Source organism: Curvibacter sp. GW821-FHT09D12 (assembly GCF_059416245.1).
Genome location: NZ_JBWKOU010000005.1, coordinates 379,228 through 402,852 on the forward strand (window position 1 = coordinate 379,228; position 23,625 = coordinate 402,852).

Here is a 23,625-nt window from a genome sequence, read left to right on the forward strand (position 1 = left end):
CGTCTTGCACATGGGTGCCCGGCGCGCTGCCCGCCGTCTTTGCCTGGCGCAAGCCCTGCAGGCCCAGCCCGCTCAACCCTCTCGGAACATCAAACATGGCCTCCGCCCTTACCGACAAACTTTCGCGCCTCGTCAAGCAGATGAGCGGCCAGGCGCGCATCACCGAGTCCAACGTGGCCGACATGCTGCGCGAGGTTCGCATGGCGTTGCTTGAGGCCGACGTGGCCCTGCCGGTGGTGCGCGACTTCATTGCCCGTGTCAAGGACAAGGCCCTGGGCCAGGACGTGCTGGGCTCGCTCAAGCCCGGGCAGGCCCTGGTGGGCATCGTCAACCGCGAGCTGGCCGCGACCATGGGTGAAGGCATCGCCGACATCAACCTGGCCACCCAGCCGCCAGCGGTCATCCTCATGGCGGGTCTGCAGGGGGCCGGCAAGACCACCACCACCGCCAAGCTGGCCAAGCACCTGATCGAAAAGCGCAAGAAGAAGGTGCTGACCGTGTCGGGCGACGTCTACCGCCCTGCCGCCATCGAGCAGCTCAAGACCGTCACGGCCCAGGCCGGTGCCGAGTGGTTTCCCAGCACCCCGGATCAAAAGCCCCTGGACATTGCCCATGCGGCCCTCGATTACGCCAAGAAACATTACTTTGACGTGTTGCTGGTTGACACGGCCGGCCGCCTCGCCATAGACGAAGTGCTGATGCAGGAGATCCAGCAGCTGCACGTGGCCCTCAAGCCGGTCGAAACCCTGTTCGTGGTCGACGCCATGCAGGGTCAGGATGCGGTCAACACGGCCAAGGCCTTCAAGGAGGCCCTGCCGCTGACCGGCATCGTGCTCACCAAGCTCGACGGTGACTCGCGTGGTGGTGCGGCCCTGTCGGTGCGCCAGGTCACCGGCGCCCCGATCAAGTTTGCCGGGGTGTCCGAAAAGATCGATGGTCTGGAGGTGTTCGATGCCGAGCGCCATGCCGGTCGCATCCTGGGCATGGGCGACATCGTGGCCCTGGTCGAGCAGGTCACGGCCGGGGTCGACCTGGAGGCTGCCCAGAAGCTGGCGGCCAAGGTCAAGAGTGGCGACGGCTTTGACCTGAACGACTTCCTGTCCCAGATCCAGCAGATGAAGCAGATGGGGGGCTTGTCCAGCCTCATGGACAAGCTGCCGGCGCAGCTCACCGCCAAGGCTGGCCAGATGGACATGGACAAGGCCGAGCGCGACATCCGCCGCAAGGAAGGCATCATCTGCAGCATGACTGCCCTGGAGCGCCGCAAGCCCGAGTTGATCAAGGCCACGCGCAAGCGCCGCATTGCCAACGGGGCGGGTGTTCAGGTGCAGGAAGTGAACCGCCTGCTCAACGAGTTTGAGCAGATGCAGACGATGATGAAGAAGATGAAGGGCGGCGGCCTCATGAAGATGATGAAGCGCATGGGCGGAATGAAGGGCATGAAAGGCATGCCGGGCATGCCTTTCTGAAGCCCGGGGCGCCCCTCCGCAGGGGCGCCTTGCCCAGGGCGGGGGCTCAGGCGCTTTCGCGCACCAGCACTTCGCCGCGCAGCGAGTGCGGCATGGCCTGGGTGATCTTCACGTCGATCAATTGGCCGATCAGCCGCTGAGGGTTGGGGCCGGCCGGGAAGTTCACCGCCCGGTTGCATTCGGTGCGGCCCATCAGTTCGGGGTTCTCGGCGCTTGATTTGCGTGACGGGCCTTCCACCAGAATGCGCTGCACCGTGCCGAAGCGGGTGTCGCTGATGCGCTTCATGTTGTCTTCGATGGCGGCCTGCACCTGCTGCAGGCGGCGCAGCTTGACCTCGTGCGGGGTGTCGTCAGGCAGGTTGGCGGCCGGGGTGCCCGGGCGCGGGCTGAAGATGAAGCTGAACGAGTTGTCAAAGCCCACATCGTCGATCAGCTTCATCATCTTGCTGAAATCGTCCTCGGTCTCACCCGGAAAGCCCACGATGAAATCACTGCTCATGGCCATGTCAGGGCGGATGGCGCGCAGCTTGCGCACCGTGCTCTTGTATTCCATGGCGGTGTAGCCGCGCTTCATGGCCATCAGGATGCGGTCGCTGCCGTGCTGCACCGGCAGGTGCAGGTGGCTGACCAGCTTGGGCACTTTGTCGTACACATCGATCAGGCGCTGGGTGAATTCATTCGGGTGGCTGGTGGTGTAGCGGATGCGCTCGATGCCGGGGATGTCGGCGATGTACTCGATCAGCAGCGCAAAGTCGGCGATCTCGGCGGTGTCGCCCATGGTGCCGCGGTAGGCGTTCACGTTCTGCCCCAGCAGCGTGACTTCGCGCACGCCCTGGTCGGCCAGGCCCGCCACCTCCACCAGCACGTCCTCGAAGGGGCGGCTCATCTCTTCACCGCGGGTGTAGGGCACCACGCAGTAGCTGCAGTACTTGCTGCAGCCTTCCATGATCGACACAAAGGCCGAGGCCCCCTCCACACGGGCCGGCGGCAGGTGGTCGAACTTTTCGATCTCGGGAAAGCTGATGTCCACCTGGGGGCGCTCCAGTCGCGCGCGGGCCTTGAGCATCTCGGGCAGTCGGTGCAGGGTCTGTGGCCCGAACACCACGTCCACGTAGGGCGCACGCTTGATGATCTCGGCGCCTTCCTGGCTGGCCACGCAGCCGCCCACGCCGATCAGCACGCCCTTTTTCTTCAGGTGCTGCACCCGGCCCAGGTCCGAAAACACTTTCTCCTGGGCCTTTTCGCGCACCGAGCAGGTGTTGAACAGGATCAGGTCGGCCTCGTCCACATTCTGGGTCGGCTCATAGCCCTGGGCGGCATGGAGCACGTCGGCCATCTTGTCCGAGTCGTACTCGTTCATCTGGCAGCCAAAGGTTTTGATGAAGACTTTTTTGCTCATGGCAGTTCTCGTTCGTGGGGGGGGCGCGGGCCATCGAGGCTCGGCGGGCTCAGAAAAAGGAGGGCAGGCAGGTGCGCCCTGGGGCGGCTTGGTCCCGGCGCGTCGACGGGGCACCGCGCTCAGGTCAACGCGCTTTTTATTTGACCGGTACCGTGACGACGATGTTGGTGGTCGGGGCGGCCGAGGCGCGTTTGAGCGCTGCTTCTTCGGCCGTCAGGATCCACACCTCATGCACCAGCTGGTACGTGTCACGGGTGTAGTTCACGGTCAGGCTCTGGTTGACCAGCGAGCCCGACAGCACCATCAGGTTGTGGGCATCCCGGATGCGGGCACCCGGCGACAGCCGGGTCTGCACCCCGTCCAGGGACACGATGGGTGGTTGGGTGACCACCAGCGTGCCGCGCAGTGCGGACGCCGGAAACTCACGCACCTCCGCATGGGCCGCGACGGCCATCACACTGGCCAGCATGGCCCAGCGCGGGGCATGGTGTAAAAAAATGTTCAGGCAGCGGTTCATGGTGTATATCCAGAGGCTGTGCGGAAGGGCGTCAGACAGGCTGAGCCCCGGGGCGTGGGAGACTGGGCCGCTTGAGCGTCAGTCCGGGCGCGATTGTGCCAGAGCCTGGGCGACACTGAAAAATACACCGCCCTCAGCGGCGTTGCCTTTTGGGGCGCGTCCATGTGGGTAAGCTATCGGGTGGCACCGGCGTGGTGGCGCATGCCTTGCAAGGATTGAGAAAAATGATTGATGGATTGATTTGTGGCCGACTGCATGGCGCCCCTGAGTCGCGTATCGACCGGCACAACCAGCCTTTTGCGGTGGCCCGGGTGCGGGCCTCGGCCAGCGATGGCGAGAATCTGTTTGTGAACGTGATTGCCTTTGACACTGAGGTGGTGGACGGCCTGTTGGCCCTGGGCGACGGCGATTCAGTGGCCCTGTCGGGCAGCCTGACGCCGAGAGTCTGGACCGACAAACAAGGCAATCACCGGCCTTCGCTCGACATGGTGGCCCATCAGGTGGTGACGGCCTACCACGTGCAACACCGCCGTGCCTTGGCTGCTGGCCACGACGATGCCCTGTTTCCAGACCACCACGAGCGCTGAAGACCGCATGCGCTCCGGCCCATCCCTGAACAACGAGGAGCCTGGCATGGCCCATGAATCCCGGCTTGATGGTGCACTGCGTCAATTGCTGGCCGACACCCGTGTGGCCGCCCTGGGCACCTGCACCGACACGGGTGAGCCCTCTGTGTCGATGGTGCCCTTTGCCCTCGTGGCCGACGGGCCCTGGGTGGTGATCCATGTGAGTGCCCTGGCGGCCCACACGCGCTACTTGCAGGCCCGCAGCGCGGTCTCGCTGTTGATCACCCAGGCCGAAGTGGCGGGTGCGCCGGTGCATGATCTGCAGCGGCTCACGCTGCAGGCTCAGGCCAGGGTGCTGCAAGCCGAGGGGCCCGACCATGCCGAGTGGCTTTTGTGCCGTGCCGCTTACCTGAGTCGCTTCCCTGAGGCCGCTCCCATGACCGAACTGGGTGATTTCCGTTTTGTGTGCCTCACCCCCACGTCGGGCCGCCACATCGCCGGTTTTGGTGCGGCGCGCACGCTGGAGCCCGAGTCACTGCAGCCTTTGCTGCGCCCCCTGTCCGGCAGCTACGAGGCCGATGCGGGGCTGCGCCGTCTGCAGGCCGTGCTGCGGAACCTGCCAGAACCCCGTCCCCCTCGGCTGATCAGCCTGCTGCAACTGGGGTCGCAGCGCTGCCAGGTGCTGGTCGGTGATGGCGAGCAAGCCGCGCTGACCCTGGAGCTGCCGCTGGGCACGCTGAGCCTGCCCGAACGCCTGTGGCGGCATGATCCGCCCCGGCCCGCCGAGCTGGAAGTCGCGATTGCCGAGGTCGAAGACGAGCTGATGCGCCTGGTGCCGCGCCTGCCGGTGGGCACGGCCCTGCACGGTGCTGACCCTCTGCTGCGTCAGATCGTGGAGCAGGCCGGCGGTGGCAACACCCTGAGCCTGGACGCCCTTGAGCGCCTTTTCAACCGCGTGTGTGCAGTCTCTGAAGGGCGGCCCGCCGTCACCGAAGGGCTGCCCGAAGGCCAAGCCTTTGCCGCCGCGGTGCTGATCCTGCGTGAGTTCATGCACCACCTGTCTTTCGACGCCCTCACGCTGGTCGATTGAGCGCTGGCGCTGGGTCGGAGACAAAAGCCTGCACGGCCGCGATCAGCCGCTCGGGCTGGTCCCGGTGGGGTGAATGGCCGCAGTCGGGCAGCGCCAGCAGTTGCGTGTGCGAGGCCTGGCGAGCAATGCCCCGGATCTGCTCCAGCGTGCCGTACTCATCGTCCAGCCCTTGCACGGCCAGCACGGGGCAGCGGATGTGTTGCAGTTCGGCCGCGATGTTCCAGCCGCGGAAATCCGGGCTCAGCCAGATGCGGTTCCAGCCCCAGAAGGCCGAATCCGGGTCGTCGTGGTAGCGGGCCAGGCCGGTCCGCAGCGTCCCGCTTTCGTAAGCCTGGCGCGCCGCTTCGATGCTGCGCACGGAGATGTCTTCCACCAGGATGTGGGGGGCCAGCACGATGGCCCCCGCCAAGGCCGTGCCGGCGCCTGCGGCGTACAGCAGGGTGATCGAGCCCCCATCGCTGTGACCGAACAGCCACAGTGCCGGCGCTTGCGGGCCGCTGAGGCCCAGGGCCTGCAGCAGGGCCGGCAGCAGCTCATGGGCCTGGCGGTGCATGAAGTCGGGGCCCCAGACGTCTGAGGCCGGGCGCGGCGTCGAACGGCCATAACCCGGGCGGGAGTACACCAGGCCACGCCAGCCCAGCGCATCGCACAGGCGCTGCGGAAAGTCCTTCCACATCGCCACCGAGCCCAGGCCCTCATGCAGAAACACCAGCACCGGGGTGGTGATGCGGTCCGGGTTGATCCAGGCGACCTCGATCTCGACCGCCCCCCCGTTCCAGGCCACGGGCACGTGCTGCGCGCTCATGGACGCGAGGCCTCCAGTTCGCGCAGCTTGAAGCGCTGGATCTTGCCGGTCGCGGTCTTGGGCAACTCCTCCAGAAACTCGATCTGGCGAGGGTACTTGTACGGTGCCAGGCGTTCCTTCACGAAAGCCTTGAGCTCGTCTTCGCTGCAGACCTGGCCGGGCTTGAGCACCACAAAGGCCTTGGTCTTGGTCAGGCCCTCGGCGTCGGGCACCCCGATCACGGCCGCCTCCAACACCGCCGGGTGCTGCACCAGCGTGGCCTCGACCTCGAAGGGCGACACATAGATGCCGCTGACCTTGAGCATGTCATCACTGCGCCCGGCATAGGTGTAGGTGCCGTCGGTGTTGTGGATGTATTTGTCGCCGCTCTTGGTCCAGCCGCCCTGGAAGGTCTCGCGCGTCTTTTCGCGGTTGTTCCAGTACATCAGGGCGGACGAGGGCCCGCGCACGTACAGATCGCCGGGTTCGCCATCGGGCACCGGCTGGCCATCCTCGCCGCGCAGGTCGATGTCATAGCCGGGCACCGGCGTGCCGGTGGTGCCATAGCGCACCGCCCCCACCCGGTTGGACAGGTAGATGTGCAGCATCTCGGTGGAGCCGATGCCATCGATGATCTCGACCCCGAAGTGGCGGGTGAAGCGCTCGCCGATGTCGGCCGGCAGGGCCTCCCCGGCCGACGAGCACAGGCGCAGCGCCACCTGATCGCGTGCGGGCAGCCTGGGCGAACTCAGCATGCCGGCAAAGCCGGTCGGGGCGCCGAAGAACACCGTGGGGCGTTGCTCGGTCCAGCGCTGGAAGGTGGCGTCCGGCGTGGGCCGTTCGGGCATCAGCACGGTGGTGGCCCCCACGCTGAGCGGAAAGCTCAGTGCGTTGCCCAGGCCGTAGGCAAAGAACAGCTTGGCCGCAGAGAAGCAGATGTCGTCCTCGCGCAGGCCCAGGATCGGGCCGCCATACAACTCGGCCGTCCAGTACGGGTTGCCCTGCAGGTGCACCGTGCCCTTGGGGCGGCCGGTGGAGCCCGAGGAGTACAGCCAGAAGCCAGGGTCATCCGGGCCGGTGGCGGCGGGGGCAGCATGGGGCTCACCCAGGCTCAGAAAGCTTTCGAAGTCCATCACACCCTCGGCCAGCGGGCCGGTGGGGCGCGAGGCGATGACTCGCCGCACCTCGTGCTCGCCCCGGGTCATGGCCGATTGCAGCACCGGCAGCAGCGCGGCCGACACCAGCACGGCGCGGGCACGGCTGTGCTCCAGCATGTAGGCGTAATCGTCGGCCGTCAGCAAGGTGTTCACGGCCACCGGCACGATGCCCGCGTGCATGGCCCCCAGAAAGGCCACCGGCCAGTCGTTGCAGTCGTGCATCAGCAACAGCACACGCTCCTCGCGATGCACGCCGCTGGCCAGCAGGGCCGAGCCCAGGCGGCGGATGCGCTGGGCCAGTTCGCCGTAGCTCAGCTGGCCCTGGTCGTCGATGTAGGCGGCCTTGGCGCCGCGTCCGGCATTGCGCTCGATCAGGTGCTGGGCAAAGTTGAAACTGGGTCCCGGTGGGGGCACGTTGGCTATTGGCGCTGTGGGGGTGTTCATGTCGGTCTCCTGTCTGGTTCTGAGGGGGTCACAGCCCTTGCAGCACGCTGGTCGATGCCTGCAGGGCACAGCGGCGGTGGTAGAAGCCCAGGGCGCGCAAGCCGCCCAGTTCCTCGCCACCACCGGCACGGCCCGGGCCGCCATGCAGCGACTGGGGCATCACGTTGCCGTGGCCGGTGTGCAGGCCGCCCACCTCGGGCGAGATCACGTGCACCCGCCCCTGGCTGTCGGCCAGTTCAAGGGCCGCCGATTGCAGGGCCTGGTCGTCGCTGCCGAACACCGAGGCCACCAGCGAGCCTTCGCCGCGACGCACCAGGTGCAGGGCGTGGTCCAGGTCGCGGTAGGGCAGCAGGGTGGCCACCGGGCCGAACACCTCGGTGTCGTGGAACACATCGGCCTCGGCATCGCGGCTGCCCAGCAAGGTGGGGCCCAGGCAGCAGGCCACGGCAGGGTCGGCGTCGACCAGCGGGTGGCGGCTGCCGTCGTGCAAGGTGCTGGCCTGTTGCTGCAAGCGGGTCAGGCCGGCCTGCACGGCATCAAACTGGGCGCGACTGACCAAGGCGCCCATGCGCACCGACTCGTTGCGTGGGTTGCCCACCGTGGTCCGGGCCAGCCGCGCGCTGATGGCCTGGGCGGCGGTGTCGTAGTGTTCCTGGGGCACGAAGATGCGGCGGATCGCGGTGCATTTTTGGCCCGATTTGACCGTCATCTCGCGAGCCACCTCCTTGGCCAGCAGTTCGAAGGCTTCACTGTCAGCGCCCACGCCCGGCAGCAGCAGGGCCGAGTTCACGCTGTCGGCCTCGATGTTGCAGCGCACCGAACGCCGCGCCACCGCCGGGTGCGAGCGGATCAGTTCGGCCGTGTCAGCCGAGCCGGTGAAACTGATCAGGTCGAATGGTGTCAGCGCCTCCAGCAACCCAGCCGAGCTGCCGCACACCACTGACAGCGCACCGGGCGGGAAAATACCGGCCGTCACCACGTCCTGCACCATGCGCTGGGTCAGCCAGGCGGTCGAGGTGCCGGGCTTGACCACCACCGGCACACCCGAAAGCAAGGCGGGGGCGGCTTTCTCCCACAGGCCCCAACTGGGAAAGTTGAAGGCATTGATGAACAAGGCCACGCCCCGTGCCGGGCTCAGCACATGCTGGCTCTGAAACAGCGGGTCCTTGCCCAGTCGGGTGGCCTCGCCATCGAGCAGATGCGGTCGGTCTCCCAGGCTTTCGCCCAGTCGGGCGTAGTGAGCGAGGGTGAAGATGCCGCCGTCGATGTCCACTGCCGAATCGTTCTTCACCGTGCCACTGTTGGCCGTGGCGATCTCGTAGTACGTGTCGCGATTCGCCTGCAGCACCTTCACGGCCGCCCCCAGCAGGGCGGCGCGTTGGGCATAGCCCAGCGCGCGCAGGGCGGGGCCGGCGTGCTCACGGGCGAAGGCAAAACCGGCGCGCAGGTCCAGCCCGGTTGCGTCCACGCGCACCAGCTCGTTCCCCAGCACCGGGTCGAACAAGGCCGTGCCGGTGCCGCGGCCGGCAACCCATTGGCCACCCAGGTGGTTCAGCAGCAATTCAGAGGGGCTCATTGGGCGGCTTCTTTCGTGCGGGTGAATTCGATCCGGCCCTCGGGCAGCAGGTACAGCACCAGGGCGCGGCCAGGCCTCACGGTGGGGCGGTGGGCGCTGCCCGGGGGGTAGACCAGCCAGCCGGCCGGGTGGCCGTCAAACTGCGCCTCGCCGTCGAGGGGCATGATCAGGTCGATCTCTCCCAGCGGGTGGCTGTGGTGCGGGCCGGCAATGTCGTGCATGTCCACCACGTCGACCGAGAAACCGTGCAGGTCTGCGGCGGGTTTGAAGACGCGGCCATAGCGGATGCCACCGCCCTCGCGCTCGCACAGCCAGCCCTGTTCCACGCCGGTCAGGCATTGCTGCTTCAGCGTCTGCCAGGTGGGGCTGTCAGCCCCATGGTCGGCGTTCAGCCAGGTGCCCAGTTCGCTGTCCAGGGGGCGCCCGGCCAGATGGGCCGCGATGTCGGCGGTGAGCCGGGCCAGGGTTTGACGGAACGCATTTTGTGCCACAGTCGGGCCTCCGTTTGACATGCAGGCTTGCATCGGCAAGTCTGGTGAAGTATTGTGCATGTCGTGAAGGCTAATGCTCGCCCTGAGCGGCGTCAAGCACTATAGTTCATAAATCAGGGTTTACCCATATCATCAAGATGCAAGATTCCATCACCCCGGTGGCGCCCGCCATTGCCGCTGCCCCTGACGCCGCCGGCGAAGAGCGCCACGCCTCGCTGGTGGCCTTGGGCGAGCGGGTGCGCAGCCTGCGCGCGCGCCGAGGCATGACGCGCAAGGCCGTGGCCTTGGCGGCCGATGTGTCCGAGCGTCACCTGGCCAACCTGGAGTACGGCACCGGCAATGCTTCTTTTCTGGTGCTGCAGCAGGTGGCGGGTGCACTGCAATGCTCCATGGCCGAATTGATCGGCGACATCACTGCGTCCTCGCCCGAGTGGCTGTTGATCCGCGAGTTGCTGGAGCACCGTGACGAGGCCACGCTGCGCCGGGTGCGCGTGGCCATTGGTGAGTTGTTGGGCAATGGCAGTGTCAGTGGGCACACGCCGGGCGCGGCTTGGCCGCGGGTGGCGCTGGTGGGGCTGCGCGGTGCGGGCAAATCGACGCTGGGCCAGATGCTGGCCGACGACCTGGAGTACCCCTTTGTCGAGTTGAGTCGCGAGATCGAGAAGTTTGCCGGCTGCAGCATCTCTGAAATCCAGGGCCTGTATGGCATGAATGCCTACCGCCGCTACGAGCGCCGCGCCCTTGAAGAGGCCATCCAGATCTACCCCGAGGTGGTGATCGCCACCCCCGGCGGCCTGGTGTCCGATGCGGCCACCTTCAATCTGCTGCTGTCGCACTGCACCACGGTGTGGCTGCAGGCCGAACCCGAAGACCACATGCAGCGCGTGGCCGAGCAAGGGGATCTGCGCCCCATGGCTGCCAGTGCCGAGGCCATGAATGACCTACGGCAGATCCTGGCGGGGCGCTCAGCCTTTTATTCGAAGGCTGATTTGCGTCTGAACACCAGCTCGCAGCCGCTGCAGGACACCTTCAAGCTGTTGCGCACCCAGGTCCGGGAGGCCTTGAAACTGCCGGTCTGACCCTGGGTGGTGGGGCGATAGGAAATTTACTGCATCTTGCTTGACGCACTTTAATGCATGTACTAACATGCAGTCAGTTTCGCAAGAATGCATTATTTTTCCACCGACGGAGACACACCATGAGCACCGCGCCCCGCGTCGATTACCAGACCCATCCCAGCCAGTACAAGCACTGGAAACTGAGCTTTGATGGCGCCATCGCCACGCTGACGGCCGACTTCGACGAAAACGGTGGCCTGGCCCCCGGCTACAAGCTCAAGCTCAACAGCTACGACCTGGGCGTGGACATCGAACTCAACGATGCCATCAACCGCATCCGCTTCGAGCACCCCGAGGTGCGCACCGTGGTGGTCACCAGCGCCAAGGAAAAGGTGTTCTGCTCGGGCGCCAACATCTTCATGCTGGGCGTGTCCAGCCACGGTTGGAAGGTGAACTTCTGCAAATTCACCAACGAGACCCGCAACGGCCTTGAAGACTCCTCCCAGCACAGCGGCCTGAAGTTCCTGGCGGCCGTGAACGGCGCCTGTGCCGGTGGCGGCTACGAGCTGGCTCTGGCCTGCGACGAGATCATCCTGGTGGACGACCGCTCCAGCGCGGTCAGCCTGCCTGAGGTGCCCTTGCTGGGCGTGCTGCCCGGCACCGGCGGCCTGACCCGTGTCACCGACAAGCGCCATGTGCGCCACGATCTGGCCGACATCTTCTGCACCACCACTGAAGGTGTGCGCGGCCAGAAGGCCAAGGACTGGCGCCTGGTTGACGACATTGCCAAGCCCGCCGTGTTCGCCCAGAAGGTGCGCGAACGCGCCGAACAACTGGCCGCCCAGAGCGACCGCCCGGCCGATGGCCGCGGGGTCGAGTTGGTGGCCCTGCAGCGCCGGACCGAGGCCGATGCCCTGCACTACGACCATGTCAGCGTGAACATCGACCGCGCCAAGCGCACGGCCACGTTCGTGGTCAAGGCCCCTGCCGGTGCCCAACCCGCCGATGTGGCCGGGATCGAAGCCGCAGGGGCCGCCTGGTACCCGCTGGCCTTGGCGCGCCAACTGGAGGACGCCATCCTGTCCATGCGCACCAATGAGCTGGAGATCGGCACCTGGCTGATCACCACCCAGGGCGATGCCGCCGCGGTGCTGGCCATGGACGCCGTTCTGAGCGCCCATGCCAGCCATTGGCTGGTGCGCGAAACCATCGGCTTGCTGCGCCGCACCTTCAGCCGCCTGGACGTGTCCAGCCGCAGCCTGTTCGCCCTGATCGAGCCGGGCTCGTGCTTTGCCGGCAGCTTTCTGGAGCTGGCCCTGGCCTGCGACCGCAGCTACCACCTGGCCCTGCCCGACGACGAAGACCAGGCCCCGAAGATCACGGTGGGCGAGGCCAACTTCGGCCTGTACCCCATGGTCACCGGCCAGAGCCGCCTGGGCCGCCGCTTCTATGACGAAGTCGCTCCGCTGGAGGCCGTGCGCGCCGCCGCCGGCCGTGCCCTGGATGCCGATGCCGCCTACGCCCTGGGCCTGGTCACCAGCAACCCCGACGACATCGACTGGGCCGACGAGGTGCGCATCGCCATCGAAGAGCGCGTGGCCATGTCACCCGACGCCCTGACCGGCATGGAAGCCAACCTGCGCTTCAACGGGCCTGAAAACATGTTCACCCGCATCTTCGGCCGCCTCACCGCCTGGCAGAACTGGATCTTCCAGCGCCCCAATGCGGTGGGCGAATACGGCGCTTTGAAGGTCTACGGCAAAGGCAACAAGGCCGCCTTCGACTGGAACCGGGTTTGAGGGGGTATCTGCCGGTGACGGCAGCCACACCCCTCAAACCTGGTGTGATTTTCTTGATGACTGACTGACCACTTACCTGGAGACAAGCATGTCCACGATCGACTACAGCGAAAAGATCCCCAACAACGTCAACCTGGCCGAAGACCGCACCCTGAAGCGCGCGCTGGAGCAGTGGCAGCCCAACTACCTGGACTGGTGGAACGACATGGGTCCGGACGGCAGCCACGGCTTTGATGTGTACCTGCGCACGGCAGTCAGCGTGGATCCGCAGGGCTGGGCGCAGTTTGGCCACGTCAAGATGCCCGACTACCGCTGGGGCATCTTCCTCAATCCGGCCGAACAAGACCGCAAGATCCACTTCGGTGACCACAAGGGCGAGAACGCCTGGCAAGACGTGCCCGGCGAGTACCGCGCCAACCTGCGCCGCATCATCGTCACCCAGGGCGACACCGAGCCGGCCTCGGTCGAGCAGCAGCGCCACCTGGGCCTGACCGCGCCCAGCCAGTACGACCTGCGTAACCTGTTCCAGGTCAACGTCGAAGAAGGCCGCCACCTGTGGGCCATGGTCTACCTGCTGCACAAGTACTTCGGCCGCGACGGCCGCGAGGAAGGCGAAGCCCTGCTGGAGCGCCGCAGCGGTCAGCAGGACAACCCCCGCATCCTGCAGGCCTTCAACGAGCCCACGCCGGATTGGCTGAGCTTCTTCATGTTCACCTACTTCACCGACCGGGACGGCAAGTTCCAGCTGTGTGCCCTGGCCGAGTCGAGTTTCGATCCGTTGGCCCGCACCACCAAGTTCATGCTGACCGAGGAAGCCCACCACATGTTCGTGGGCGAGTCGGGCGTGAGCCGCGTGATCCAGCGCACCTGCCAGGTCATGAACGAGCTCAAGACCGACGACCCTGCCAAGCTGCGCGCTGCCGGTGTCATCGATCTGCCCACTCTGCAGCGCTACCTGAACTTCCACTTCAGCGTGACCATCGACCTGTTCGGTGCCGACGAGTCGAGCAATGCGGCCACCTTCTACAGCACGGGTCTCAAGGGCCGCTTTGAAGAAGGCAAGCGCACCGACGACCACCAGCTGCGCGGCCAGAGCTACAAGGTGCTGAACGTGCAGAACGGCCAGCTCGTCGAGAAGGAAGTGCCCATGCTCAATGCACTCAACGAAGTGCTGCGCGACGACTACATCAAGGATTCGATCGGCGGCGTGGAGCGCTGGAACAAGGTGATCGAAAAGAACGGCATCCCGTTCCGCCTGACCGTGCCGCACAAGGCTTTCCACCGCAACATCGGCTCCCTGGCCGGGGTCAAGGTGTCGCCTGACGGGCGTGTGGTGTCCGAAGCCGAATGGCAAGCCAAGAAGAACGACTGGCTGCCCAGCGCCGAAGACCGGGCCTTTGTGGCCAGCCTGATGGGCCGTGTCACCGACACCGGCAAGTTTGCCAACTGGATCGCGCCGCCGGTCATGGGCATCAACCGCCAGCCCGTGGACTTCGAATATGTCCGCTTCAACTGAAATGGCCCCCACGCTTTGCATTTCATGTCATGCGCTGCCCCCCAAGGGGGCCGTACCCCGCCTTGGGGCGGCCCGGCGGCGGGGTATGCCCCTCGCCGAGCCCTCCGGGGTTTGAGGAAAGGGGGCTTGCCAGCCCCCTTTCCCGCCTTCAAGATCCCGCTCCAGAACCGCCCCACCGCCCACAACAAGTCGAGACAGCCATGGACATGAGCGAACCCCAAGTCATCCGGCAGCATCTGATCGACCCCGAGATCTGCATCCGCTGCAACACCTGCGAGGCCACCTGCCCGGTCGCGGCCATCACCCACGATTCGCGCAACTACGTGGTCGACGCCGACAAGTGCAACCTGTGCATGGCCTGTGTGCCGCCTTGCCCCACGGGCTCGATCGACAACTGGCGCAACATGCCGCGCGCGATGGCCTACACGGTCGAGGCCCAACTGGGCTGGGACAACCTGCCCGACGAACTCAGTGCCGAGCAACTGGCGGCGGCCGGTGCGGCCACTGCGCCGGATCAGGCCCCTGCCGTCAGCACCGCACCGGCGGGGCCTGGTGAAGGCGAACGTTTCAACAGCGCCCAATATGGCGCCACCCTGCCGCCCTGGTCGGCGGCCCATGCCTACACCAACCTCTACGGCCCCAAGGCGTCCGAGAAGTTCATCACCGCCACCGTGGTCGGCAATGTGCGCGTCACCGAAGTCGGCAAGGACTACGACACCCATCACGTGGTGCTCGATTTCGGCCACCTTCCGTTTCCGGTGCTCGAGGGGCAGTCGATCGGTGTGATCCCACCCGGCACCGATGCCCAGGGCCGGCCGTACCATGCCCGCCAATACTCCATCGCCAGCCCGCGCAATGGCGAGCGACCGGGCTACAACAACCTGTCGCTGACCATCAAGCGCGTGTTGGAAGACCACCAGGGCCAGCCCGTGCGGGGCGTGGCCAGCAACTACATGTGCGACCTGCAGGTGGGGGACAAGGTCCAGGTGATCGGGCCCTTTGGCGCCAGCTTCCTGATGCCCAACCACCCGCGCTCCAACATCGTCATGATCTGCACCGGCACCGGCAGTGCCCCGATGCGCGCCATGACCGAGTGGCGCCGCCGTCTGCGGCAGTCGGGCAAGTTCGAGGGCGGCAAGCTGATGCTGTTCTTTGGCGCCCGCACGCCTGAAGAACTGCCGTACTTTGGGCCCTTGCAAAATCTGCCCAAGGATTTCATCGACATCAACTTTGCCTTCTCGCGTCAGTCCGGGGCTCCCAAGCGCTATGTGCAGGACCTGATCCGCGAACGCGCAGCCGACCTGGGGCCCTTGCTGGCCGATCCGGACACCTATTTCTTCGTCTGCGGCCTCAAGGCCATGGAGGAAGGGGTGGTGCTGGCCCTGCGCGATGTGGCCCAGCAGGCCGGCCTGGCCTGGGACAGTGTGGGCCCCGGCTTGCGTCAGGGCGCCCGCCTGCACCTCGAAACCTATTGAGGATCCGACGAGGATCCGACGATCCGATGCGCCCGCGGCTGTTTTCGGTCGGGGGCGCAGGCTGTTCGCGGCGGCGTCACTGGCAAGTGACGCGGTCGCGACCGCCCTTCTTGGAGGCATACAGCGCAGCATCGGCGCGTGCAATCAGCGAGTGTGCATCGTCGCCCTGGCGCAGGGTCGCGATGCCGCTGGAGATGGTCACGGTCAGCACCACCTCCTGGGTGGATCGATTGCGCAGCTTCATCGCCTTGGTGCGGGCACGGATGGTTTCAGCGATCTGCGTGGCCTCGGCGCGGCTGGTGTTGGGCAGCACGATGGCAAACTCTTCGCCGCCGTAGCGGGCTACCGCGTGACTGGGGTGGGTGACCGAGGTGCGCAGGATCTCGCCCAGGCCCTGGATCACGCGGTCACCCATCAGGTGTCCGTGGGTGTCGTTCACGCGCTTGAAGTGATCGATGTCCAGCATCAGCAGGCAATGGCTTTCGCTTGAGTCGGGCGCCTGGCTCAACAGGGCCTGCAGGCGCTGGTCGAAACCCTTGCGGTTGAGCAGGCCGGTCAGCGGGTCCAGCATGGCTTCCTCACGCGTGCGTTCCAGGTCCTGGCGCAGGCGCTTGATTTCTTCCTGGCTCTGGTTGACCCGGGCCTGCAAGGTGTCGACCGCGGCTTTCATCTCCAGCGTGCCCTCCAGGGCGCGTGTCACCTGGGTGCTCAAAGGGCTGTTCTCAGTCGCCGTCAGGGCTTCATTCAGTTCCACCAATTGCTGACCGAAACTGCCGGCCTGTTCGCCCGTCGCGGCGGCCGAATCGGCCATGTTGCGCATCAGGCGCTGCATCTCGTGGGCGATCAACTCCATCTGCTCCGTGTCCGCGGGCGTGATGTGGTCGCGGTACAAGCGCAGCATCATCTCGTCGTCCATGGCCAGGCCCTTGCTCAGGCACTGGCTCATGTCGGCATTCAGCTTCGGGTTGATGCCAGCGGCATGTTCGTACCACACCGTGAACGTGATGGGGTTGAAGGCGGCTGTGTGATGGCCCATGTTGGCCAGCGTCAGTCGCAGCAACTCGGCGCTGCGGGCCTTGGATTCTGTGTATCGCATGGATGCCCGCGGGCCAGTGAGGAGGTTGGGATCTGCGCTGATTGTGACTGAAAAGTAACTCTATTGTAAATTTCTGACAATCATCCGCGCAGCGGGATCAGAGGGTCAAATCCGAGTCTGCAGCGCCTGCTGCATCTGTTTCAGGTGGCGGTTCAATTCCGGCCCCTGCAGCAGATCAGGCAGAGGTGTCAGTGCCGGCAGCGCCAGCGCCCGGCGCACCGGAAACAGCTCGATCCGAGCGGCCTCCGTCAGGTCCAGGGCTGCCGGTTCCGTCAGCTCGCCGAACATCATCAGTTCACCGATGCGGGCGCTCAGGTAGGCCACGACCAGCCGGGCTTCGGCGCGCGGGTTCAGGGCCTGGGGCTGCGGGCTGAGCAGGGCGTCGATGGCACTGGTCTCCTGGATCAGCGCCGCGGGCAGGTGCCAGGCTTGCATCAGCAGGCCACCCACTTCGCTGGCACACAGGCCGAGCTGCTGTTGCTCGGCCCGGCTGCGCTCCAGCAGGTCCAAGGGGGCCAGGGCCAGCAGTCGCTCAGTGGGCAGCACCGAGGCCATCGACAGCCGCCCCAGAAAAGACAGCACCACCTGCGTGGCCAGGGCCCCGGGGTCGGACAGGTGGCAACCCTGTGCCAGACGCAGGCACAGCTCGCTGGCCAGGCTGCTGGCCCCCCACACCTGATCGAAGTAGCGCCGCAGGCCACGGTCTGCGCTCTGGAAGCTGTCCTCCAGCATGTAGTGCAGGCACAGACCTCGCACTGTGTTCAGGCCCAGGTAGGTGATGGCGGGGCCCAGGCTGACCACCGGTGCCTGCAAGGCATACAACGGCGAGTTGACCGTGGCCAGCACCTTGGCCGTGACCTGGGGTTCGCCTTGCAGCAATTCGGCCAGATCGGCCGAACTGGCCTGGGCCAGAAAGTCGGGCGAGACCAACTGGTGCAGTGCGCGCGAGGGCTGCGCCACCCGCTGCAAGGCGGCCGTGATGGCGGCCTGGCGGGGCATCGACAGCTGGTCGCGCCCCAGGCGCTGGAACGAGGCCAACGCGTCGGGCAAGGGCAGCACGGCCCGAGACGTGGCCGCCACCGGACCGGCCCGTGTGGGCGGTGCGACGTCCACCCGGGGGGGCGTCGCACTGGGTGCGGGCGCCACCGGTTTCGCCGGTTCACGCCGACGCCGGCCCAACAGCAGGGCAATGAACAACAACAGCAGCAGCAGCAGGCCGGCGGTCGAGGCGATGAACAGGGTCAAAGGGGGCACTTTCTGAAACGGGCTGGCGCAGATTGCTCAGGGATGTTCGCCCTGCCTCTAAAGAGCGCAAAAACGCGTAACTTTTACGTTTCGAGAGCACGAACGGCGCGCTTTTGCGTTCTGGTCTGACGCGATCCCTGTTACAAATAGAGACGATACCTGTTTATGAGCCATGGCCACTGAAAACTCGCGAGAAATTGCCAACACCAAGGCGTTGGTCATTGACGGCAACACCACCTCGCGCTCAATCCTGGTGCGTCAGTTGCGTGATTTCGGCGTGGGCGAGGTGGTCCAGTGCAGCCGCATTCAGGACGCGCGCAACCGGCTGGAGCACACGGTGTTCGATTTCGTGCTGTGCGAGCAGTTCTTTGCCGAGCACCACTACTCGGGTCAGACCCTGCTGGACGATCTGCGTCGGGCCCACATGCTGCCGTTTTCCACCGTGTTCTTCATGGTCACGGGCGAGGCCTCTTATGCTGCCGTGTCCGAGGCGGCCGAATCGGCCCTGGATGGCTATCTGCTCAAGCCTTTCACGCCGTCCATGCTGTTTGAGCGCCTGAACCTGGCGCGGCTGCGCAAGCGCCATCTGCTGCCCATCTTTGATGCCCTGGAGCATGGCCGCGTCGACGAGGCGGCCAACCTGTGTCAGCAGCGCTTCGAGACCCAGGGGCCTTACTGGCTGTATGCGGCGCGCATCGGGGCCGAGCTGCTGTTGCGCCAGGGCCGCCCCAAAGAGGCCGAGGCCTTGTACCGGGCCGTGCTGGCGCTGCGCCCGGCGCCCTGGGCCGAGCTGGGGGTAGCGCGAGCCCAGATCGAGGCCGGGCAGTCGACCAAGGCGGTGACCAGCCTGCAGAGCTTGATCGAACGCGACACCGGTTTTGCCGATGCCTACGACGTGCTGGGCCGGGCCCAGGTCGAGATGGCCGATTTCGGCGGTGCCATGGACAGTTTCCGCCGCGCCAGCGACCTCACGCCAGAGTCGGTGGCACGCCTGCAGAAGACCGGCATGATGGCCTATTACGTCGGCGACCTGAGCAATGCCAAGTTGCCGCTGACCCGCGCCGGCATCCTGGGCGTGAACTCCAAGCTGTTCGACTTTCAGTCGCTGGTGCTGTTGGCGTTCTGCCACCTCAACGAGCGCGACCGGCGTGGCCTGGATCGCTGCGTGGCCGACCTGGCCCGCTTTGCGGAACGCCACACGGGCAGCGCCCGGGTGCGTCGTTTTCGCGACATGGTGCACATCCTGGGGCATTTGCTGCACCGCCGTCACGAAGAGGTGCTGGCCGGCCTGCGCGCCATGGCGGCTGAACTGCACGACGCCGATTTCGACTTCGAGGCCGCCTGCAACGTCTGCAATCTGTTGTCGGTGCTGGCCGAGCGCGAGCTGCGTGTCAACGAGGCCGAGGGCTGGGTGCAGCAGGTGGGGCTGCGCTTTGCCAACACCCGGGGGCTGGCCGAACTGATCGCCAACGCCTGTGTGCGCCACACGCCCTATGCCGATCTGGTGCGCGATTGCCTGCAGCAGATCAACGCCATGGCCGAGGCCGCGATGGGCCGCAGCCTGGGCGGCGATGTGCAGGGCGCGGTGGCTCAGTTGCTGGAGGACGGCGGCCGGACACAGAACACCAAGCTGATCGACCTGGCGCACCAGATCGTGTCGCGCAACCAGACCCGCCTGGAGCAGGCCGGTGAACTGCAAAGCCAGATCGATGCCTTGCGCCAGCGCTGCGGTGTGGGGCCGGCCCGGGCCATGCTGGGGCAGGAGGGCGAGCGTTCTGCCGGCGGCGTGGTGCTGCGCATCCGTGATCGGGAGGCGGCCAAGGCGCAACTCAAGACAGGCCAGGGGGCGCTGGCTGGCGCCAACCGCGGCCTTGGCCAGGGGGGGGGCGGGGCGCCGGCCCGCTCCGACGCGCTGGCTGATTCGCTGCGCCTGCACCCCCAGTGAGCGGCCTGGCGAGGCCCTGGCCACGCGGCTCAGTCAGCTCAGTCGGCCGAGGCGCGTGAGGCGCTCGGCCGCCCCAGCAAGTGGCTGCGCAGCGTCGGGTCCGAAGCCTTGTCGCCCAGCCAGATGGCCAGCAAGGTGTTGTAGAACCCCACATCGTGACCGGGCAGGGTCGTGACGTTGTCGTTGTAGCTCATGCTCATGCCCTGGTCGGGCTGCCAGTCCAGTGTCAGGCTGTCACCCTTCTTGAGCACCGGTGCCTTGCTGGCGATGATGCGGCCCAGGTGCAGCACCCTCTGAGCGGCGCGGGCGTCGGGTTCGTCGCCTCGGGGCCCGAAGTGGTTCATCACCGCGTCGTTGAAGTCGCTGCTGCTGAGTTCGCGCAGCGCGGTGATCACCATGCGACGTGGCTCGTCGGTGGCCATCACCTCCTGGGCTGAAAACCGGCGCTCGGGCAGGTACAGGCCCACGGCATAGACCTTGAACAGGAAGCGATAGCCCACGCCGGCCCCATTGAGCCGCAGCGGCTTGCCGGCCACCACGATCTGGTCGTCGAAGTGCACGCCGGCCAGATCAAGCGCCAGGGCCGGGGCGGCGGTCCCCAGCGTGGCCAGCCCCAGGACCATGCCCAGGCCCAGACGGATGAAGCGTTGTTTCATACCCTTTCCTTTCTTGCGTTGGGGGGGGCGGCTGAGCGCTGCCCCTCGCACTTACCAGACCGACAGGCTGTTGGTGAGCACCCTTTGCAGCCAGTTGCGCGAGGCGGCTTCGGAGACATCGCCCTGGCCGGCCACTTCGAGGCGGGCATTGGCCACGTCGGCCGAGGCCACCACGTTGCCCGAAGCCAGGTCCTTGGGGTCGACCACGCCCGAGAAGCGCAGGGTGCGCACGCCGCCATTGAGGGCCACGCTGCGCTCGCCGGCCACCACCAGATTGCCGTTGGGCAGAACGTTGATCACGGTGGCCGTCAGCTGACCTGTGAAGCTGCTGACGTCGGTGGTCTTGCCGTTGCCTTTGTAAGAGTCGCTGCCCGAGGCGCTGGCGTCCAGGTTCAGCAGCGAGCGGATGATGCCGCTGCCCACGCCTTTGACGCCGGGGCCCTTGGTGCTCATCGCGTTGCTGCGGCTGTTGTCGGTGGTCAGCACATTGCTGGCGTTGATGCTTTCGGAGATGTCGACCTTGAGGGTGTCGCCCACGGCGCGGGGCTTGCGTCGGTCTGTGAACAGCGACGCGGTCGTCATGCCGGGCTGGAACAAGGAGCCGGTGTTGGCCCGTTCGATGTTCAGGGGCGGGGCCAAGGGGGCGGCCGTCAGCGGGCCGGGCACGGTACTGACCGGGGTGGGCGTGCTGCAGGCCCCCAGCAGGGCGGCCAGGCTGCACAGAATCAGCAGGCGCTGCGAGGACGAAAGCGAGAGGTGAGACATGAAAGCTCCTTGGCCGCTCTGGGCCATCATTCAAAACCGGTGACCAGGGCCGTCACCACGGGGCCCAGCTTGTCGCGGGTCGAGGCCCACTTGCTGGCATTGAAGCCACCGCCGTCAAAGCGGTAGTTGCTGGTCGACAGCACCTGCCCCCGGTCGTTGTGCAGGGTCAGCGAGATGTTGTTGACGTAAGGCCGCAACTCGTCGTTGTAGGGTTGGGTGCCCCAGTCCATGTAGGCCGTGTAACGCAGCCACACCGGGCAGTTGGCGTTCCAGGCGTTGGCCTGGTAGACCCGGCTCTCAATGGCGTGCTTGCGCAGCTCCAGCTGCAGCGCGGGCACCACGTCGGCCACGGGTGCCGTGGGGTTGTATTCGATGCACACCGTCTTGACCGTCGAGTGCAGGTGGTAGACGGTGTCGGTGGCCTTGCCGGCGCTTGACTGCACGGCCACACCGGTCACGTTCGCCGTGCCTTTGGCCAGTTCCAGCAGCGGGATCGGGCTGAGGATGGAGCAGCCGCCCAGGGCCGCACCCAGGCCCAACGTGCCCAGGCGGGCCAGCGTCCGCGTCAGGCGGGCATGGCGGCGCTGGGCGGGCGGGCGGTGATGTGCCAGTCTTGCCTTCATGGAGAGTCTCCTGCTTGAGCTTGAGAGAGGGGGGCGTCAGGCGGTGGTGTCGAGCAGGCTTTTGGTGCCCAGGGCGCCGAGGGTCACATAGGCGGCGATGCTGCTGGCGGTGTCGCTGATGCTGCTGCCGACCGAGCTCGCCACATCGCCCACGGTGCTCGCGGCGCTGCTCACGGCGTCGGTGACCGTGCTGGTGGCGCTGCTCAGGGCATCGGTGACGGTGCTGGTGACCTCGCTGGCCGTGTCGCTGACCGAGGTGCCCAGGCCTTCGACCGCCTGCAAGCCTTCGCTGGCCGCTTCAGTGACGGTGTTCACCACACTCTCCACGCTGTGGCCGACAGCATTGGCCGCATCGCTGAAGGTGGAGGTGACCGAGTCCACCCCGCCGCTGATGGAATCGCTGAGCGCCTGCAGGCTCTCGGCGCTGAAGTTGTAGACCGCGCTGGCGGCTTCGGAGGCCCCATCGACCACGCCGATGGCACTGGCGACGACTGGCCCATAGGCCTTGGTGTTGATCTCATAGGGGCTCAGCCCGGCCGAATAGGCCATGCTGCTGGTGTTGATGGTGCTCACGGGTTTTCTCCAGAGAGTTGGGGTGTCTGAATCGTAGGTTTCAGCCCCGAATACTGGCGTTTGATAAACCCACCGGATTTGCTTCAATTCCGGATGAAAATGCATGTATCAAAATACAAACAAACATTTTCTTGGTACATATTTAAACTATTAAATTTATATTTACAGTGCAGAAACATATTGCATTCAATCTCTTTACCCGATGGCAAAGCGCCATCGTGCTGAGCGCTGTGGCACTGGTGGTGAAGACGGCCAAGGTGTGCTGATGTCAGGGTTTTTGTAAGCGTGTTGATATAAAGGCCGGATTTGTATCGGGGGCCTTTTTGAATTCAAACCGGTGTCCGGCTGTGCCTGCCCTGGCAGGGATTAAATAGTGCGCCGTGGCGGGGTGGGATATTCAGCGCCTTGAATACCTGGGTGGCTGATACAAAGCTGCCGAGGTGGTCGCTGGCTGCTGCTGTGTCGCGACCTGTGCCAAGGACATCGACCGTTGCGGTCGCTGCCGGATGTCGGGCGCCGCCGACCCCAGATGACAAAACGCCCCGCGGCGCGAGCCGGCGGGGCGTTTTGTCGAAATGAAGAGGCCTGCCAAGCCTATTCTGAATTCAGCCAGCCTTGAACGAAGCAGTCAGGCCGGCGCCGGGCCGCCCCAAGGCGGCCTGCGGCCCCCCCTGGGGGGCAGCGACCACACGAAGTGAGGGAGTGTGGGGGCTTACAGTCCAGGCCGGCGCCGGGCCGCCCCAAGGCGGCCTGCGGCCCCCTCGGGGGGCAGGGAGTGACACGAAGTGCGCGACCGTGGGGGTCAGTGCACCATCAGGGCGCCGCTGGCCTTGCTCTTGCCGGCGCGTGCGGGCGGGTTGCACAGGCCGCACAGGAAGTGGCGGGCGTTTTCGTAGGGCTCGGTGACGAACTTGCCGGCGCAGCGCGAGCAGGCGGTCATGGTGAGCATGTCGGCATCGACGAACTTGACCAGGCGCCAGGCGCGGGTGAAGGACAGCAGGGGCTCGATCTCGGCGGCCTGGACCTGCTCGTTGTACAGGCGCCAGGCCTTGGTGAGCAGGTCGATGCTGTCCATGTCGGCGGCCTTGGACAGGTACTCGTAGATGTTCAAGAACAGCGAGGAGTGGATGTTCTCCTGCCAGGTGAGGAACCAGTCGGTGGAGAAGGGGAGCTGGCCCTTGGAGGGGGATTTGCCGGCGATCTCTTTGTACAGGCGGATGAGGCGCTCGTAGGAGAGGGTGGTTTCAGACTCCAGGACCTGCATGCGGGCGCCCATGCGGATGAGCATGGCGGCGCGCTCGATTTGGCGGGACTCGTTGAGCACGCTCTTGGCGGGGGCCTTGGCGGCGGCAGGAGCGACGGCGGTGCTGGGCTCGGCGGC

At 66.0% G+C, this 23,625-nt stretch carries 21 protein-coding genes; 8 read left to right on the forward strand and 13 right to left on the reverse strand.

Going from position 1 to position 23,625, the window contains the following annotated elements; all coding sequences use genetic code 11:
* Positions 1-95 precede the first annotated feature (95 nt).
* The gene (ffh, locus tag AC07PT_RS11200; protein WP_494656700.1) at positions 96-1,469 is read left to right on the forward strand and encodes a signal recognition particle protein; all 1,374 of its coding nucleotides are present in this window, start codon (positions 96-98) and stop codon (positions 1,467-1,469) included.
* A gap of 46 nt (positions 1,470-1,515) precedes the next feature.
* Here ffh and miaB read toward each other — a convergent pair whose 3' ends face one another.
* Both miaB and AC07PT_RS11210 read right to left on the reverse strand, forming a co-directional pair.
* Positions 1,516-2,868, reverse strand: a complete 1,353-nt coding sequence (gene miaB / locus AC07PT_RS11205) for a tRNA (N6-isopentenyl adenosine(37)-C2)-methylthiotransferase MiaB (RefSeq protein ID WP_492347085.1) — start codon at positions 2,866-2,868, stop codon at positions 1,516-1,518.
* 136 nt (positions 2,869-3,004) lie between these two features.
* Positions 3,005-3,385, reverse strand: coding sequence for a hypothetical protein (locus AC07PT_RS11210; protein WP_494656701.1), 381 nt, complete (start codon positions 3,383-3,385; stop codon positions 3,005-3,007).
* Between the two features lie 224 nt (positions 3,386-3,609).
* On the opposite strand from AC07PT_RS11210, the gene AC07PT_RS11215 reads away from it, so the two are divergent.
* The gene (locus AC07PT_RS11215) at positions 3,610-3,972 is read left to right on the forward strand and encodes a single-stranded DNA-binding protein (RefSeq protein ID WP_494656702.1); all 363 of its coding nucleotides are present in this window, start codon (positions 3,610-3,612) and stop codon (positions 3,970-3,972) included.
* Positions 3,973-4,018: 46 nt separating this feature from the next.
* Complete coding sequence (locus AC07PT_RS11220; protein WP_494656703.1) at positions 4,019-5,041, forward strand: pyridoxamine 5'-phosphate oxidase family protein; 1,023 nt, start codon at positions 4,019-4,021, stop codon at positions 5,039-5,041.
* Here AC07PT_RS11220 and AC07PT_RS11225 read toward each other — a convergent pair.
* Genes AC07PT_RS11225 through AC07PT_RS11240 form a run of 4 tightly spaced genes read right to left on the reverse strand, consistent with a single transcriptional unit; the run spans position 5,025 to position 9,514 of the window.
* Entirely contained in the window at positions 5,025-5,846 is an 822-nt protein-coding gene (locus AC07PT_RS11225) for an alpha/beta fold hydrolase (protein WP_494656704.1), read from the reverse strand. The two genes, AC07PT_RS11220 and AC07PT_RS11225, sit on opposite strands and share 17 nt — an antisense overlap.
* Complete coding sequence (locus AC07PT_RS11230) at positions 5,843-7,426, reverse strand: benzoate-CoA ligase family protein (RefSeq protein WP_494656705.1); 1,584 nt, start codon at positions 7,424-7,426, stop codon at positions 5,843-5,845. The genes AC07PT_RS11225 and AC07PT_RS11230 overlap by 4 nt, the downstream gene beginning before the upstream one ends.
* A gap of 28 nt (positions 7,427-7,454) precedes the next feature.
* Entirely contained in the window at positions 7,455-9,002 is a 1,548-nt protein-coding gene (locus AC07PT_RS11235) for a 3,4-dehydroadipyl-CoA semialdehyde dehydrogenase (RefSeq protein ID WP_494656706.1), read from the reverse strand.
* On the reverse strand, positions 8,999-9,514 hold the full coding sequence (locus AC07PT_RS11240; protein WP_494656707.1) for a 4-hydroxylaminobenzoate lyase: 516 nt from the start codon (positions 9,512-9,514) through the stop codon (positions 8,999-9,001). The genes AC07PT_RS11235 and AC07PT_RS11240 overlap by 4 nt, the downstream gene beginning before the upstream one ends.
* A gap of 116 nt (positions 9,515-9,630) precedes the next feature.
* Between AC07PT_RS11240 and AC07PT_RS11245 the strand changes: the two genes are divergently transcribed.
* The 4 genes from AC07PT_RS11245 (at position 9,631) to boxA (ending at position 15,341) form a co-directional block, all read left to right on the forward strand.
* Positions 9,631-10,572 carry a helix-turn-helix transcriptional regulator gene (locus AC07PT_RS11245; protein ID WP_492347077.1) on the forward strand — a complete coding sequence of 314 codons (942 nt, stop codon included), beginning with the start codon at positions 9,631-9,633 and terminating at the stop codon, positions 10,570-10,572.
* A gap of 119 nt (positions 10,573-10,691) precedes the next feature.
* Positions 10,692-12,350, forward strand: coding sequence for a 2,3-epoxybenzoyl-CoA dihydrolase (boxC, locus tag AC07PT_RS11250; protein ID WP_492347076.1), 1,659 nt, complete (start codon positions 10,692-10,694; stop codon positions 12,348-12,350).
* An 88-nt stretch (positions 12,351-12,438) separates the two neighbouring features.
* On the forward strand, positions 12,439-13,866 hold the full coding sequence (gene boxB / locus AC07PT_RS11255) for a benzoyl-CoA 2,3-epoxidase subunit BoxB (RefSeq protein ID WP_027478232.1): 1,428 nt from the start codon (positions 12,439-12,441) through the stop codon (positions 13,864-13,866).
* A gap of 200 nt (positions 13,867-14,066) precedes the next feature.
* The gene (boxA, locus tag AC07PT_RS11260) at positions 14,067-15,341 is read left to right on the forward strand and encodes a benzoyl-CoA 2,3-epoxidase subunit BoxA (protein ID WP_494656708.1); all 1,275 of its coding nucleotides are present in this window, start codon (positions 14,067-14,069) and stop codon (positions 15,339-15,341) included.
* 76 nt (positions 15,342-15,417) lie between these two features.
* On the opposite strand, the gene AC07PT_RS11265 is transcribed toward boxA, so the two are convergent.
* Positions 15,418-16,437 (reverse strand): GGDEF domain-containing protein, encoded by a 1,020-nt coding sequence (locus AC07PT_RS11265; protein ID WP_492347074.1) that lies wholly within the window; start codon positions 16,435-16,437, stop codon positions 15,418-15,420.
* 105 nt (positions 16,438-16,542) lie between these two features.
* Positions 16,543-17,682, reverse strand: coding sequence for an HDOD domain-containing protein (locus tag AC07PT_RS11270; RefSeq protein WP_494656709.1), 1,140 nt, complete (start codon positions 17,680-17,682; stop codon positions 16,543-16,545).
* A gap of 172 nt (positions 17,683-17,854) precedes the next feature.
* Here AC07PT_RS11270 and AC07PT_RS11275 point away from each other — a divergent pair, with 172 nt between their 5' ends.
* On the forward strand, positions 17,855-19,627 hold the full coding sequence (locus AC07PT_RS11275) for a response regulator (protein WP_494656710.1): 1,773 nt from the start codon (positions 17,855-17,857) through the stop codon (positions 19,625-19,627).
* A 38-nt stretch (positions 19,628-19,665) separates the two neighbouring features.
* Here AC07PT_RS11275 and AC07PT_RS11280 read toward each other — a convergent pair whose 3' ends face one another.
* From AC07PT_RS11280 to flhC, 5 genes are all read right to left on the reverse strand, one after another.
* On the reverse strand, positions 19,666-20,283 hold the full coding sequence (locus tag AC07PT_RS11280) for a chalcone isomerase family protein (protein ID WP_492347071.1): 618 nt from the start codon (positions 20,281-20,283) through the stop codon (positions 19,666-19,668).
* A gap of 51 nt (positions 20,284-20,334) precedes the next feature.
* Entirely contained in the window at positions 20,335-21,048 is a 714-nt protein-coding gene (locus tag AC07PT_RS11285) for a flagellar basal body L-ring protein FlgH (RefSeq protein WP_492347070.1), read from the reverse strand.
* Between the two features lie 26 nt (positions 21,049-21,074).
* A complete protein-coding gene (locus AC07PT_RS11290; protein WP_492347069.1) occupies positions 21,075-21,671 on the reverse strand; it encodes a cell division protein FtsI in 597 nt (198 codons plus the stop codon).
* A 36-nt stretch (positions 21,672-21,707) separates the two neighbouring features.
* Positions 21,708-22,244 carry a hypothetical protein gene (locus AC07PT_RS11295; protein ID WP_494656712.1) on the reverse strand — a complete coding sequence of 179 codons (537 nt, stop codon included), beginning with the start codon at positions 22,242-22,244 and terminating at the stop codon, positions 21,708-21,710.
* Positions 22,245-23,046: 802 nt separating this feature from the next.
* Positions 23,047-23,568 carry a flagellar transcriptional regulator FlhC gene (gene flhC, locus AC07PT_RS11300; RefSeq protein WP_494656717.1) on the reverse strand — a complete coding sequence of 174 codons (522 nt, stop codon included), beginning with the start codon at positions 23,566-23,568 and terminating at the stop codon, positions 23,047-23,049.
* Positions 23,569-23,625 lie beyond the last annotated feature (57 nt).